This is a genomic window from Novosphingobium sp. FW305-C-30-35, from assembly GCF_058783135.1.
Genome location: NZ_JBYSYJ010000004.1, coordinates 1 through 14540, shown reverse-complemented (window position 1 = coordinate 14540; position 14540 = coordinate 1). Strand labels below are relative to the sequence as shown.

General features: G+C 63.5%; 9 protein-coding genes. 2 read left to right on the top strand and 7 right to left on the bottom strand.

Annotated elements, in window-relative coordinates; genetic code table 11:
* Window positions 1-2: 2 nt before the first annotated feature.
* From AC3WLM_RS21145 to AC3WLM_RS21130, 4 genes are all read right to left on the bottom strand, one after another.
* Entirely contained in the window at window positions 3-1904 is a 1902-nt protein-coding gene (locus AC3WLM_RS21145; protein ID WP_492478668.1) for a reverse transcriptase domain-containing protein, read from the bottom strand.
* A gap of 629 nt (window positions 1905-2533) precedes the next feature.
* Window positions 2534-2917 (bottom strand): ArdC-like ssDNA-binding domain-containing protein, encoded by a 384-nt coding sequence (locus AC3WLM_RS21140; RefSeq protein ID WP_492478667.1) that lies wholly within the window; start codon window positions 2915-2917, stop codon window positions 2534-2536.
* The gene (locus AC3WLM_RS21135; protein WP_492478666.1) at window positions 2914-4578 is read right to left on the bottom strand and encodes an ATP-binding protein; all 1665 of its coding nucleotides are present in this window, start codon (window positions 4576-4578) and stop codon (window positions 2914-2916) included. Before AC3WLM_RS21135 ends, AC3WLM_RS21140 begins: the two co-directional genes overlap by 4 nt.
* A 75-nt stretch (window positions 4579-4653) precedes the next feature.
* A complete protein-coding gene (locus AC3WLM_RS21130) occupies window positions 4654-6708 on the bottom strand; it encodes a ParB/RepB/Spo0J family partition protein (protein ID WP_492478665.1) in 2055 nt (684 codons plus the stop codon).
* 257 nt (window positions 6709-6965) lie between these two features.
* On the opposite strand from AC3WLM_RS21130, the gene AC3WLM_RS21125 reads away from it, so the two are divergent.
* Both AC3WLM_RS21125 and AC3WLM_RS21120 read left to right on the top strand, forming a co-directional pair.
* On the top strand, window positions 6966-7424 hold the full coding sequence (locus AC3WLM_RS21125) for a helix-turn-helix domain-containing protein (RefSeq protein ID WP_079731422.1): 459 nt from the start codon (window positions 6966-6968) through the stop codon (window positions 7422-7424).
* A gap of 12 nt (window positions 7425-7436) precedes the next feature.
* Entirely contained in the window at window positions 7437-8027 is a 591-nt protein-coding gene (locus AC3WLM_RS21120; RefSeq protein ID WP_492478664.1) for a VapC50 family PIN domain-containing toxin, read from the top strand.
* A 23-nt stretch (window positions 8028-8050) separates the two neighbouring features.
* Here AC3WLM_RS21120 and AC3WLM_RS21115 read toward each other — a convergent pair whose 3' ends face one another.
* From AC3WLM_RS21115 to AC3WLM_RS21105, 3 genes are all read right to left on the bottom strand, one after another.
* Window positions 8051-12262, bottom strand: a complete 4212-nt coding sequence (locus AC3WLM_RS21115) for a strawberry notch-like NTP hydrolase domain-containing protein (protein WP_492478663.1) — start codon at window positions 12260-12262, stop codon at window positions 8051-8053.
* 58 nt (window positions 12263-12320) lie between these two features.
* The gene (locus tag AC3WLM_RS21110; RefSeq protein WP_492478662.1) at window positions 12321-13079 is read right to left on the bottom strand and encodes a DUF7146 domain-containing protein; all 759 of its coding nucleotides are present in this window, start codon (window positions 13077-13079) and stop codon (window positions 12321-12323) included.
* Between the two features lie 156 nt (window positions 13080-13235).
* The coding region (locus AC3WLM_RS21105; RefSeq protein WP_492478661.1) for a replication protein RepA at window positions 13236-14540 on the bottom strand (1305 nt) is incomplete at its 5' end.

Below are 14540 nucleotides of genomic sequence, written 5' to 3'. Positions count from 1 at the left end.
CGCTAGGCCCCCCTCCGAACCGAACGTGCACCTTTCAGCGCATTCGGCTCTCCACGACTGCGTGCTGTCCGCCGTTGGCGGTCGGTCGGCTGTCCGGCATGGACATCGTTGTGGCAGCGGGAGCACAAGACCATGCGTATACGCTGACGGGCGGCCGCCATATGGCGACTGAACCCGGCATGCTGCAATTCGCCGATCCTGCGGACGTGATGAACCTCACAAGGTTGGTCATTGCTACCGCAACGCTCGCATTCGCGGGCGTTGAGCCGCTCGACCAGCTCTGTCCTGCTGAACACGAACTTTGCTGAGGAAGGGATATCGATCCCGCCCCAGGTGCGCGTGTGTCGCTGGAGGTCCTTCAACTGCCACAGTTTTATTGTCCGGGTGGTGTCTCCCACCTCGTAGCTGATATAGAAGTCCGTACCGCGACGCAGTTTGGCGAAGACTCTGCGAGCCGATGTCCTGTGCTTTCCGGCGATGGTTTTCACGCATGAGAGCAAGGCGAAGTAACCTGCCTTGTTCAGCTTGCGTTTCACGTCGTCAGCAATGGCATAATAGTTCGCAAAGCCGCGCCATTCGGCGTTATAGGCTAGGACGATTTCCACATCGCTTGCGAAGCGCAAGGCCGCCCTCCCAACAGGTCTGAAGCTGTCGTAGTCGCCCCATTCCTTTGAGTTGACGAACCGCACGACGCGGTCCCTTGGCACCAGAAGTTTCATCCGGTCGGCCAAGCCTCGCCGCACTGCCGGACGACCATCGAAGATCGCCTTGTGCGGATTGGGATTGGTCATGGTCCGGACTTCGTATCCGAGGAACCGTGCCCCATCCGAAGCCTTGTGGATTCCGCTTTTCTCGGCGGACACGGCCAACTTCAGGTGATCGGACAGGTAGGTCCTGACCTCCTCCATGATTTGTCGTGCTTCCGATTTGCTACCAGTGACGCCGATGAGGAAGTCGTCGGCGTATCGGCAGTAGCGCAGTCTCCTGTAGTTCGGATCAAAGGCGTCGCTGGCCGGAACGGCAAGCCGTTCCGCCTTGAGCCGACCGATCTCTTCCAAGAAGGAAGTGACTCTGGGATCGTCGCCGCGCCCTTTGGCGCGAAGTTGATCCACTGTGCGGCGGACATAGGACAGGCGGTTCCTGATGCGCCGGGCATCAGGGGATGGTGATCGCTGCTTCCCTTTGTCGAAGCCAGCCATCTTGGCCTGCATGAACATATCCAGTTCATGCAGGTAGATGTTCGCCAGCATCGGGGAGACGACCCCGCCTTGGGGCGTTCCGCTGTAGGTCTTGTGAAAGACCCAGTCTTCGACATACCCGGCCTTGAGTAGACCCCGGATGAGCCGCACGAAGCGACGATCCGCAATCCGTTTTTCGAGCAGGGATACGAGGACATCATGATCGATGTTGTCGAAGAACCCGACAACATCGACGTCGATCAGCCATTTCACCCCGGTCCAGATGGCGCGGATCGATTCCAACGCCGTGTGGCATGAACGTTTCGGGCGGAACCCATGAGAGTGTCTGGAAAACAGCGGCTCATAGATTTGCTCGAGGATCGTCCGCACCACTTCCTGGACCAACTTGTCTTCCGTGGTCGGCACGCCAAGTGGCCGTTTCTGGCCATTGGCTTTCGGGATATACACCCGTCTTGCCGGTTGAGGTCGATAGGTCCCGTTCGCAAGCCGTTCGATGATGGACCTGACCTTGTCGGGCGAGAAGCCGTCGAATGTCTGACCATCAACTCCGGGCGTCATCGCCCCTTTATTCGGGGCGATCCGCTGGTAGGCATGCTCCCAGAGGAGCGGGCTTTTCAGCAGGCGATAGAGGCCATTGACCTTCCGACCCGACCTGATGACGGTCGGGAGTGATCTGACGGCCCTCTCAATGGTATCTGGCAGCATTAGCACACCTCCTTTCGAGGTCGTCTGATCGCAGTCGCTGCCGCCCTTCCCCCGGTCGGTTAGGCTTTCGCCCGGGTCACCCCGAGCTTATACTGCCGACCGTCCGCCGATTGCTCGGCGGCTGTCCCGGCCATTACACCGGGCATTTGAGTAATATGGCGGCTCCGTGCCCATACAGGTCGCTGGTCTTCCCAGCGCCTGCTTCAGGGCATCCCGTAATTACGGAAATTGGAGATACGACGTGGTTAGGTGCCCCGTTCGTTCACTTACCCCTCCCTATAGAGGGTGCGTCAGAGAGGCTGGCGCGCTCGCGGAAGTCCCGCTCGCTGTGGAGGAACTCAACGCCCTTTCCTCCGTCTCTCCGATATGCCGCGTCAACCATTCTGCGACATCGCCACGTTATCAGCCGCTGCAAACTGGGGTTCAGGCAGTATAGCTTTCACCATACACGTCTTGCCCTGATCCCTCGCGCCTCAAATGGCTTTGGCGTTTCGGGACCTTTTCTGAACATGCTATTGTTCCCCGTCCCTTTCGGGATCGCAGCCATTTCTGGCCGAGGTTAGTCCAGTGGGCATGATCTATAGCCAGCAAGATCAACTATCCATGATAGCACTCCTTAATTTCCGCCGTTACGGCGCACCGTTAAAGACGTGGTTCCACTTCATGAACCGGATCGTCTTCTCGCTCGTTTCACCGGTCTCGCGATCGGTGTCGGTCTTGCGCGCCGAGCTGTAGAACACGCTGAACGAGCCGCTCTCGCCCTTGCGGACATGGGCGCCGAGTTCGAGCGCCTGGCGGAAGGTCATCCAGTAGGGGCTAGCATAGCCCCGGCTCTCGGCGACCGCCCAAAGGAAGAACGTGTTTATCCCCGAGTAGGGAACCCCGTTGTGGCGGAGCGGCCGCGTGCTCGTCGAGGTCCAGAGCTTGAGCCACGGAGCGGTGCCGGCGGCGATCTTTTCGAGGATCAGGTCGGTGATGACCTGCGCGACGTCGGGTTTGGGATGACGGGTCATTGTGCCGGGCCCTCCTGGGCAGGATCGAGCGAGAGGTCGGAAGCGGCGCTCGACCAGCAGAGGCGCAGCGTGCGCCCATGCGGGATGCGCCAGGCGACCCGGTCGGCGAAGGCCATGCGGATGCCGGCTAGGATTGCCTCGTCCTCGCCCTCAAGGATGGCGTGCGCGCGCACCGCCGCGTCGTGACGGAAACGGGTCTCCTGGGTGTCGTAGCTGTCGGCATCGGAATCGTCTGATGGCGAGAACACCGCATCGATGATGAGGTCTGTGAGATCGTCGGGGCCCAGCGCGGTGGTCCGGGTCAGAGCAATGCGCGCGCCGTCGGGATCGCCCCAGGAGTCAGCATCTTCCAGAATCGCAAAGTCGGTCTCGAGATCGAGCCGCCGGTCGTGCTGGTCGGTCAGTTCGATCGTGATCGCGTCTGGGCGCAGGGTGACGGCACCCTCTCCATTGGTGGGCGTTCCGTCATCGAAGGTGAAGCATTCGCCGGTACGGACGAAGGCTGGGAGGGCATCGTACCAGGGATAGCCGATGAAATTTGTGATCGGCTCGTAGAAGGCGCGCGGTTCTGGGCCGCCCAGACAATGCATCTCGCCGCCGTTCGAGCGCCGCAAGGCCCGGCCGAAGGTGACCGCGTCAAAGGAGTCGGTGTCATCGTAGATCGCCGCACCCGCCTCGAGGTCGGCAAAGCGCGGCACCTCACGGTAGCTGTCGCGGGCGAGCGTCGGGTACCACAGCGGCAATTGCCGCGCCGCCTGCGGGAAGTCGTCGCGATACAAGCTCGCTTCGATCCAGTTCTCGAAGCTCAGGCGGTGGAACGGTTCCTCGCGGATGACCGAGAAGATCGCCTCGCGGCACAGCGCCACGAGACAGTCGAGCGCGGCGTTGCGGTAGATTTCCTTGCGGGCGGGCAGCACCAGGACGAGATCGGGCGCGTCGACGACATCGACCTTCACGGACCACTGGGTGTGGTGGACTTCCTTCACGACCGGGAAGGCGTGTTTGAGCGTGACCCCGTGGAAATTGAGCGTCGCGATATGCGGTGAATACCGGTCGCGGAACACGCCGATGCGGAAGCCGTCACGCTCGATGACCTTGTGCGCATCGGCGAGGAAATCGGCGCGGGCGAGATCCTTGCCATTGTAGCTGACCGCAAGCGGCAGAAACCGCGCCGCCGCCTCGACGCAGCGTTCGAGCTTGCCGTCAGGCTGCGGATCGAACCGGAACGCGATTGCCGTGCCGTCCGGCCCGTCGAAGGGCAGCACGTCAATGTCGGCCTCGCCGGTCCAGGCGTCGCCCGAGATCGCGAGCGAGAATGCGCTTTGTGCGCTCCGCGAACTGACCACGGTGTCGAGGCCAGCAAGGCTGAAGAACCCCATGCCCGCCGGATCTTCGCGGGCGCGGCATTCGTCGGACCAGTCGGATTGGCCGAGCGAGAGGAGGTCGACCGGGTCGGCGATCCCGGCGCCGTCATCGCTCACCGTGATGAGGCAGGCATCGCCCATGTGCTCGGCGGTAACGGAGATGCGGGTCGCGCCCGCGCGGCGGGCGTTCTGGAAGAGCTCGTTGAAGATGTCGTCGAGGGTCCCGTTGAAGATCCGAGTGACCTTGGAAATCGCCTCGGGGGAGACCCGGGCGCGCAGCTTGGTGATCATGGTCATGGGGTGGTTCCTGGATGGACCGGCACGCTGCCACTGGCCGCAAAGGGTGCGCGGGCAGCGTGCCGGCAAGGCTGCTCAGGCGTCGACTGTTTCGCCGGCTTGGGCATCCTGCTCCTCGGCAGGTTCGACCTCATCGGCATCGCTCTCGGGTTCGTGCTCGACTGGCGCTTCATCTTCGGGGTCGCTCGCGGCGAGGACGCGGAAGCGCATGGCCTCGGGCACCCAGGCGAGCGCAGCCTCCTTGACCTCGGGCGCGACGATAGTCTCACCGGCGAACAGCTTCTCGCAGGAGGCCGAGAGGTCGCCCTTCTTCGAACCCATGAAGCTCGCCGCCATGGTCGGTCCGCCGACTTCGCTGACGTGGGCAAGCAGCGCCTGCTTGCTGACCCGGTCGAAGTAGTTGGCCGAGGTCGGCCGCCAGTGGCTGGCGACGTTGATCCCCATCAGAGCGGCGAGATGATCGTGGAGGTCGATCGGCTCAGGGCCGGACTGGCCCGCCTTCCTGTCGATCCCCATGCTGGCCTCCAGCGTCTTTGCCATGCACCAGGCCAGCCAGCTTGCCTTGGCATCGTCGTCGAGCGCGCTGAACGCCGAGAACCGGTCGACGGTGCGGCGGTGCTCGGTCCACGACAGGTCGAGCGTCTCGCGCATGTCGGCCATCAGCGTGTGCGCGGGGCTTTCGGGGTAGTTGGCGAGGTAGAGCGAGGGCGAGGGCGCGCGGAGTGTCGTGCCCAAGGCCTGCGCACTGTAGAGCGCGCGGGAGTCGGCGATGGCGAAGATCAGGTAGTCGAGCGCGATCGCCGGGTTCGAGGCGAGGTTGATCGCGAGGATGTCGCGGCGCTGGACGGCGAGTTCCTCGACCAGCTTCTGCGACAGTGGCTTGGGCGCGGACGAGGCGCTACCGCCCTCCCCTGCCGCCCCGCTGGCACCCTCGCCCGCGTCACCGCCGCGCACCTTGCGGCGTTCGAGCGGCTTGTCGCTGTAGAGGCCGCTTGCAACCGCAGGCTGGCCGTCGGCGCCGATGATCACGAAGCAGCCGACGTTCGCCTTCATTTCCTCCGGGATCACCGGGGGTTTGTCGTGGAGCGCATCGTAGGCGCTGCTCGCGGCATCCCAGCGTTCCTGAAACTCGGCAGCGGCAGCCTCGTCGTCCTCGTCGAGGGTCTCGCTTTCGGCTTCAAGCACCGAGATAGTCTCGAGCAGCTTGTCGGCCTCGACCTGCTCCTCCTCGGTGAGCGGTGCCGGTTCGAGATGGATCTGGTAGAGGTCTTCGGTTGCGTTGTAGGTGACGCGGGTCTCGAGGATCGGGCGCACCCAGGCATAGCCGGAGGTTTCGGCAATTTCGGCCGCGAAGGCCTGGAGCTTCTCGCCGGCGATGCGCTGGGCGATCTCCGCATCGATCCACGTCTCGCCGCCGTCCTCGGTGAAAAGGTCGCGCTCAATCTTGCCGCCGGCGGCGAGGTAGTCGGCCTCGCTGGCAAGCTTGGCCATCGGCGAGGACGAACGGATCGCGCTGTGCGTGACCATACGGCGGATCGAATCCGGATTGTTGCCCTGCCAGGAGTTCGACAGCTCGTTCCAGACCATCATCTGGCGGTCGTGGTTGGGCGTCGTCGCATAGGCCTTGGCAACATCGAGCGTGATCTTGCCCTCCTCGAGCGCGGCGAAGATCGGATCGGCGAGGTCGGCGAGCCGTAGGCGGCCTTCGATGAACCGGCGGGTGCGGCCGAACCGCTTGGCGATCGCATCAAGATCGCTGCCCTCGTTGACGAAGTGCTTGTAGGCCCGAATCTCGTCGGTCGGCGTCATGTCGAGCCGGATGACGTTCTCGATCAGCGAGAGTTCGGACTGCTCGGCGGCGTCGATGTCGAGCACCCGACAGGCGACGGGGTGGTCCTTGGGGAGCTTGCCTGTGCCGAGGAGATAGTTCAGCGCGCGCAGGCGGCGTCCGCCCGCGGTCACGTCGAACATGCCCCGCTTCTTGGCGGGCACGACGATCAGGTTCTGGAGGAGGCCTTTGGCCTCGATATTGGCGGCCAGTTCCTCGATGAAGAGGTTGCTGTCGTTTTTGCGGACGTTGGCTTCGGACAGCCGTAGCTTGCCGAGCGGGATCAACTCGATGTCGTTCATGGGAGTGCTCCTGAAGGCCGGATTTGGCCGAGCCCTTCGGCTCACCCCTTCCAGCCCCCCTCCCCTCATGGTTTCAGGATTGCCCGAACTCCCGGGGCGCAACGGCGCGTCTCCAGGCGGTCCGATTGGGTCCGTGAGGCATAAATCGATCATTTATGCCTCACGGACCGGACCTGCGCCGGAACCTGAGGCGCATAACTTGGTTGCGTTTATTGCGAATATGCGCTAGGGCATATGGCCATCAGCGGAGAGATACGATGACACTGCCAGCCAATGCCTTGCCCTTCGGCAACAGGCTGCCCTCTGCCGACGATCGCCAGATCGCCAACCAGCTTCGGCGCATCCTTGCCTCGCAGAAGGCCGGCGAGGCCAAGCTGCACATACCGGATCCCAAGACCAGGAAACCGGTAGAAATCTCGCTGACACCGGCGATGTCGGACCTGTTCCTCGAGTTGCTGCGTCACATCGGGAGCGGGGATGCCGTCACGCTCGTGCCGATCCAGCAGATGCTGACGACGCAGCAGGCAGCAGATCTGCTCAACATTTCCCGCCCTTACCTGATCAGGTTGATCGAGAAGGGTGACATCCCGCACAGCATGGTAGGACGGCATCGACGGCTCAAGGCCGAGGACGTGTTTGCGTACAAGGCAGCGCGCGACAAGATTCGTTCGAAGGCGATGGACGAACTGATTGCGGACGGCTCGGACCTGTATTGATCTGACCCTGCCATGTTCGCAAATCGCTACACCGCTCTGGTCGATGCCTGCACACTGGTGAGCGTTCCTCGCCGAGATCTGCTGCTCACCCTCGCCGAGGCGGAATTCTTTCGTGTGCGCTGGTCGCAGCGCATCCTTGATGAGGCTGGCGCGGCCTTGAACAAGATTTTTGCCGAGCGCGGGTTCGAGGACGCGTCCGCAAGGGCTGCCCGAGCAGTCGAGGCCATGCACCGGGCCTTCCCCGAAGCCCTCGTTGAGGCGCACGCTTCGGTCGCGGCCCTGACGTTCGGACTTCCCGACGCCGATGACGAGCACGTCCTCGCCGCCGCGGTCCAGACGCAAGCCCAGGCTGTCGTGACTGAAAACATCAACGATTTCCCGGCGGCAATTCTCGCACCGCTCAACATCGAAGCGCGGACCGCAGACGAGTTCATCGCCGACACCATTGCGCTCGATGAAGGCAAGGCGGTCGCAGCAATCCGCACTCTGCGCATTCGGCTCAAGCGGCCGGAAATGTCCGCTGAGGATTACCTGCGATCACTTGAGGCGCATGGCCTGTTCGTCACCGCCTCGATCCTCAGTGGCCACGCCGAATCCATCTGACCGGCAATGACGCAAGCAGAGGCCTAGGCGATGATCCTCGAAAGGATTTCGCTTGCTCCGTCCACCGGCACGAACACGCGCGTCTTGTAGGCGATGATCTCGGTGAAGCAGCCCTTGGCCTTGAGCTCGGGGATGCGCGCAGCTTCGGCATCGACGATCTCGATCCTTCGGGAGCCGTTCACGCGGGCCGTGCGGATCGTGAAATTGAGGGGATGCGGCGCCTTCCATGTCCCACCGGCGAGAATGGCGGCGGCGATCTTGGCCGGATCGGTCTGCGCCTTGCGAGCAACCCCGAGCTTCTCAAGGGTCGCATCCACATAGAGGTCGTGGACATGGCGGCCTAGCCAGGAAGCGCCAGACTTGTCGACAATGCGGTTGACCGTGAGGTCCTCCTTGGGAAGCGCGCCCCAGATCGGCAGGAGCAGCCCGGTCGCGAGATAGACGGTCTCGGTGACAAGCTGGCTTTCGTCGGCAGCATATTCCTCCTCCCACAGCGCAGAGAACCGGGATTTGGTGACGGGCACCCAGGCGGACTCATCGAGCCGATCGGCGCGCAGGTATTCGCTGCGCAGCGGCCGCACGAGCTCGTAGCGGCGGATCATGTGGCCTTCATCGTCCATGTGCGAGGGCGCCGGAACCGCGAGCGCTACCTTGCCGGACTTGTCATTGCGCAGGAACAGCGGCTGTTCCTCATAGGATGCCATTTTGATGACCCGTTCGAGCGAGAGGACCTTGCGCCGCTGGGTCAGCGACAGCTCGAGCAGGTGCGAAGTCGCGCCGGTCACGGGATCGGTTCGGATCACGGTGTCCGACAGCACCTCGCACGCTTCCACCGCTACGGTCTCGACGCCGATGTCGAAGGTCCCGGCTTCCCTGGCGGCCGAGACGCGGGTTTCAACGAGGGTGAGGAACTCGTCGAAGATCGCGTTCTGGACGGCGATCTTCATCGCGAGGATGCGGTTGAGCCAGCGCTGGATCGGCGGCAGGTCTTCGCGCAGCACCCCGTCCTGGTCGGTGAGCTCGAGCCCGCTCATGCGCTGGAACTCGGACAATGTCGTGCTCTTGAGCTTGGCCATAGCGAGCAGGCCGTACCAGTCGTGGAGCGCGTGCCTGGCGTAGATGCTCTCGAGGTTGTCGGATGCATCGAACATGCCCTGCCCGCCGGTCTGGCGCTGGCCGCGGGTCAGCGCGCCCAAGGCGTCGAGGCGCCGGGCGATCGTGCTGGTGAAGCGCGCTTCGCCCTTGCAGTCGGTGGTCACGGGGCGGAACAGCGGCGGGCAGGCCTGATGCGTCCGGTGGGTGCGGCCTAGCCCCTGGATTGCGCGGTCCGCGCGCCATCCAGGCTCGAGCAGGAAATGGACCCGGCGCTGCTGGTTCCTGGCATCAAGACTGGCGTGATAGCTGCGGCCTGTGCCGCCAGCATCGGAGAACACGAGGATGCGCTTGGCCTCGGTCATAAATGCAGTGGTTTCGGCAAGATTGGTCCGAGGTGAGCGGCTTTCGAGGCGGTGCTGCCCCGATCCGTCACGGACGAGGCGCTTGCTACGCCCGGTAACCTCGGCGACGGCCGTCACGCCGTAGTGTTCGAGCAGCGCATCGAGCGCGGTCGGGATCGGCGGCATGGCGCAGATGTGCTCGATCAGGTCGGCGCGGGCAGCCTCAGCCTGCGGGTTGTGGACCGGATTGCCCGCCTCGTCCCACATCGGCCGCGAGCGCACGTCGCCGAGTTCGTCCGTGTATTCCTCCATTTGCCGGGTCGGGAAGGCCCGGGTCAAGTAGTCGACGACGTACTCTTTACAGTCGTAGGCAATGTCGAGAGCCTCTCGCTCAGCCGGTTCCAGCTCATCGAGTCGCCGGTTGAGGATCGATTCGGCGGTGCTCACCAGTTGGACCACGACACTGTCACCCTCGGCCAGATGCTCGTCGATCGCGGGGTAAATCGAGGGCAGCTTAAGCGAGAGCAGGACCTGCGCAAAGAAGCGCTGCTTGGTCCCCTCGAACCGACTGCGGGCCGCCGCCTTGGCGCCGCTATTGAGGGTCTTGTTCTCAAGCCCATCGACGATGCCAGTAAGTTCGAGCGCGGCTTCGAGGTTCTGATGGATGATTGTCCAAGCCTCGCAATAGGTGTCGTAGACCGCGATCTGCTCTGGGGTCAGATCGTGGCGCAGGATATCGTACTCGATCCCTGCGAAGCTGAGCGCGCGGGCGAGGTAGAGCCCGGAGGCCTTGAGGTCGCGGGCGACGAGTTCCATCGCGGCAATGCCGCCGTCCCGAATCTCGCTGATGAACTGCTCGCGGTTGGCAAAGGCGGTGCCGGGGCCCCACAGCCCGAGCCGCACCGCATATGCGAGGTTGTTGACTTCCGATGCGCCGGTTGCCGAGGCATAGAGCACCCGGGCGCGGGGCAGTGTGTTCTGGAGCAGGACCCCGGCGATGCCCTGCAGCGATCCCTGCTTTTGGCCAAGCGCCCCTTCCCCGCCCGCAACGCCGCCCATTTCGTGGGCCTCGTCGAAGACGATGACCCCTTCGAAGTCTTCACCGGCCCAGCGGACGATCTGGTCGAACCTGGTATCCTCCACCCGCGAACTGCGCAGCGTGCCATAGGGAACGAACAGGATGCCTTCTGGCGCCGTGATCTCCTCGCCGATCTTCCAGCGGGCGAGATCGAGAATGTCGGACGGCAGCCCGCCAATCGCGGTCCAGTCGCGCTGCGCGTCCTCGAGGAGCGGCGCATTCTTCGAGATCCAGATGTGACGGCGATTGCCCTTGAGCCATTGGTCGAGGATGCAGGCCGCCGCCTGCCTCCCCTTCCCCGCCCCGGTGCCGTCGCCAAGGAAGAAGCCAGTGCGGTAGAGCTGACCCTCGGGATCCTCCTTGAGCGCAACCTCGCCGGCAGGATGGCTGAAGCGGCCGTGGAGATCGCGGCTCCAGGCCTCGCCTGCGTAGATCACGGTTTCGAGCTGGGCGGCGGACAGCAGTCGTGCGGTCACGGTGCGTTCGGGTAATGAGGGCACGTAGCCGGGCTTGGGCGCGGCGATAGAGGCCATGGCGGCGGATTCGACAAGGTGCGTCGGGTGTTCGCCAGCTTCTGCGATCACCACGCGTGAAGGCCGGTAATCGGCATAGACCCCGCGCTGCTCGCCCATCGCGGCAGGTTCGGCCAGCACCTTGTAGGCGACGAGGCGGACGTCGTTGGTCTGGGGAGCTCGCACGATCACGGGCCGGGCTGGACCGGTCTTCACCGAGCGGAACAGGCTGAGCTTGGGTCGGGGCGCTGCCGACGGCGTCGGGTCACGCAACGGCGCCCGGAGCGGCACCGCTGGCAGCGCAGCGAAGAGTTCGCCGACCGAACCGCGATTGATCGTGGATACGCCGATCTCGCCTGGCACCTTGTCGATCACCAGCACGCGAACGGCGATCCCGGTGCCGTGCTTGGCATAGCCTCCCTTGTCCAGACGGAGCGACAGGACGACCCGCGCGCCTTCAAGGGTGCGCCGGAATGTTTCTTCGTACCTGGCCGAGGGTGAGAACCAGTCCGGCATGATCGCAACGATCCGGCCACCCGGCAGCAAATGGTCGAGCGCGGCCCGCAGGTGCCTGGCGGCGGTGTTCTGATCTTCTCCCCGCGATTGCGACACCGAGAACGGCGGATTCATCAGCACGACGCTCGGCCGCGCGGTTCCCGACAGCAGCGCGCTGAGTTTCGCACCGTCCTGGCGGTAGACCTTCGTGCCCGGAAACACGGCCTCGAGCAGGTCCGCGCGGGTGGGTTCGAGTTCGTTGAGGATTAGGTCCTTGACCGCGCCCTTGGCAAGCGAAGCGATGATCCCGGTGCCCGCACTTGGCTCCAGCACCATGTCATCGTCGGAAAGCCGCGCCAGATGGACCGCGAACCTGGCTAGCGCCGGCGGCGTCGAGAACTGCTGGAACTGGATCTGGTCCTCGCTGCGCACCGTGTGGGTCGGCAGTTCGCGCGTCAGCGCCTCGAGCGTGCCGATCGCGGATCCCACCTCCATCCGACCGACTAGCTCGGGAATTGCGAGGGACAGGGCGACTTCCAGGGCCTCGAAGCTGTCGCGCTGCTGCCAGGCACCTGCGGCGTCACTTCCGCCAGCACTCTCGGTCATGGCCTGGCTCAGAGCAGCGCGGTCGATCGGAACAGCGAGGAGCAGCTTGGCGGCAAGTGTGCGCGCAGCGCCGAGAATGGCGCTGGCGCGCGGAATCGTTGTTGTCATGCGGAGAACTCCTGAGCTCGTGCCGATCAGCGGCACGCCCGCTCCAGCCCCCCTCCCCTCACCGCTTCAGGAGCTGCGCCCAGTCGTTCATGCGGCCCGGCGGCCATTCGGTCTCGATTGCGAGGCCGGGGCGTTGGTAGGATTCGGCTGCGCGATCGCGGGCCCGCCTGCCCTCGGCGTCGTTGTCGGCCAGCAGGATCACGGTTTCCACTGAGGCCGGGATGTCAACCTGGTGGAAGCGTTTGGCACCCATCGTCGCCCAGGCCTGGATGCCCGTGAGCGACGTATAGGCAGCCGCAGTCTCGAACCCCTCGCAGATGCCGATGGTCTTGCCGGGCGGACCGTTGGTCCATGCAGCGCCGATAGCCTGGCCGAGGACGCGCTTCTCGGTGTAGGTCGATGTCGCAGGATCGAGGAAAATCCGCTGGATCGCGGCGATCGCGCCCGACTTGCGCATCGCAACGAGGAGTGCCGGTTCGAAGCGGACGAGGCTGCCCTGCCCTCGTGGACACCGGGGGTGAAAGCGCAGGTCGTCGAGTGGTGCCCAGATCTGGCGCACCCCGCGCACATATCGCTCCGCCAAAGTCCCTTCGATTGGCCGACCGGCTTGCCAGATTGTGAGGTGGGGTTTGACGCGGTGCTCGATTCTGGGAAGCACATCTGAGGCATCGAAAGTCGGCAGGTCCGCGATGCGGCGGAGGGCCCTAAGGACGTCCCGGCTGTCGCAACCTGCGTGGCATGTTACGAGGATGGCTCGATCACCCTGACGAATGGAGAGCGACGGGGTCCTGTCAGGATGGCAGGGGCAACGGCACATGGCAGTTTCACCCGACCATTTGCCTTTCAGATGTTCGACGAGCCTTCGGAGCTCTACAGTTGGTCTGTTTCGGGCCAAGGACATGACTGCCCCATCAGCCCCACTCCCCTCCCCGGTTTGCGTTTCAGCCTAACCGAAGTGCTCGGAAATCATCGGTCAGCTCGCATCCGAGTTTGCTCGTCGCTCGGCATAGCGAACGACAAAGGACTCCCAGACTCTCAGCCACTCCGCGTCTGTGCGCTCTTGCTTGATACCGGGAAAGCCAGTGCGGAATGCGTTCGCCATGGTGTCGACGCACCAGGGCTTACCCTTCTCAAGGCCGATTGCTCGGAACTTCGTTTCGCGCTCGCCATAGGTCAAGCTGCCACCCGGGAACGGAAACAACGGTTCGGCGACTTTGACCTCCCGGACAGGCGCACGTGACGCTTTGCCGACCGATGATCTCGGTGCAGTTTCTTGGGCCGGGGCACCCAGTAGCCGCAAATGCGGTCCAACCAGCTTGCGCTCCAAAGGCGCTGGCGAAGGCCGGAGGATCACCTTCCTGCCACTGAAATCGACGTCGGCGTTCGGGTAGACCGCAGAGACCAGCTGCATCGTTTCACGCACAGTTTGACGAAAACGCTTGCTGTCTGCATCGTTGCCGAGGTGTTTAGCCAGTTGATCCCACGAGATCACTTGACCTCGATCGCTGCTGATCCGCGGAAGCCGGTACGCGAGGTAGGTGTAGAGATCGAGAGCAGTGGGCGTGCCCTTAAGTTCACGAATGGCAATCTCGTTCAACGGGACAGCATGATCGACTAGGTGACTGTAGAATGCCTCGGACATCCGGATTTCGCGCGCAAACGCGCCATTCTTCTCGAGGGATCCTGCGTATTCGTTGGAGATTTTCACGTCTCGAACGGCAAATGCATTGTCGCCGGCGTCGTTGCCTTCCCACCGGATTTGCCATTCACAAGCCAACAGTCGATCGACTTGCTCGCGCATCAAATTGGCGGTGCCGCGAGGTCCATAAGAAACGGTCTGGTAGCCAAGCCGGCGCATCCATTCCGTGAAGTTGCGCCCAAGATAAACGTCCCGGGATCGCTTCGTCACCGCCTGAGAAAGCAGATAGATCAGCGCAACACGTGGATAAGCTCCATAAGGCACACCAACGCTTCGTAGCACTGGCTTACCGTCCACCGTCTGGAGAACCGGTCGTGGATTGATGGCCAGTGCATATTTTCCGTCTTCGCGAAGAATCGGTAGAGTATCGTCCTTCGGACGTTTTGTCGGAAGCGACATGGCGCACAATGCGGAATGCAGAAATGCCGGAACGGGTTCTTCGTCCTGGACGCGAAGGAAGGCATCCATCGTGAGCTGAGTGCCGGCAGACTGTGCTAGGGAGCGGACACGCTCTTCACCGCCGCCTAGCATTGCTAGGGCGTATTGATGTCCGATTGGCCGCAGTGTGTCTCCGCTCAT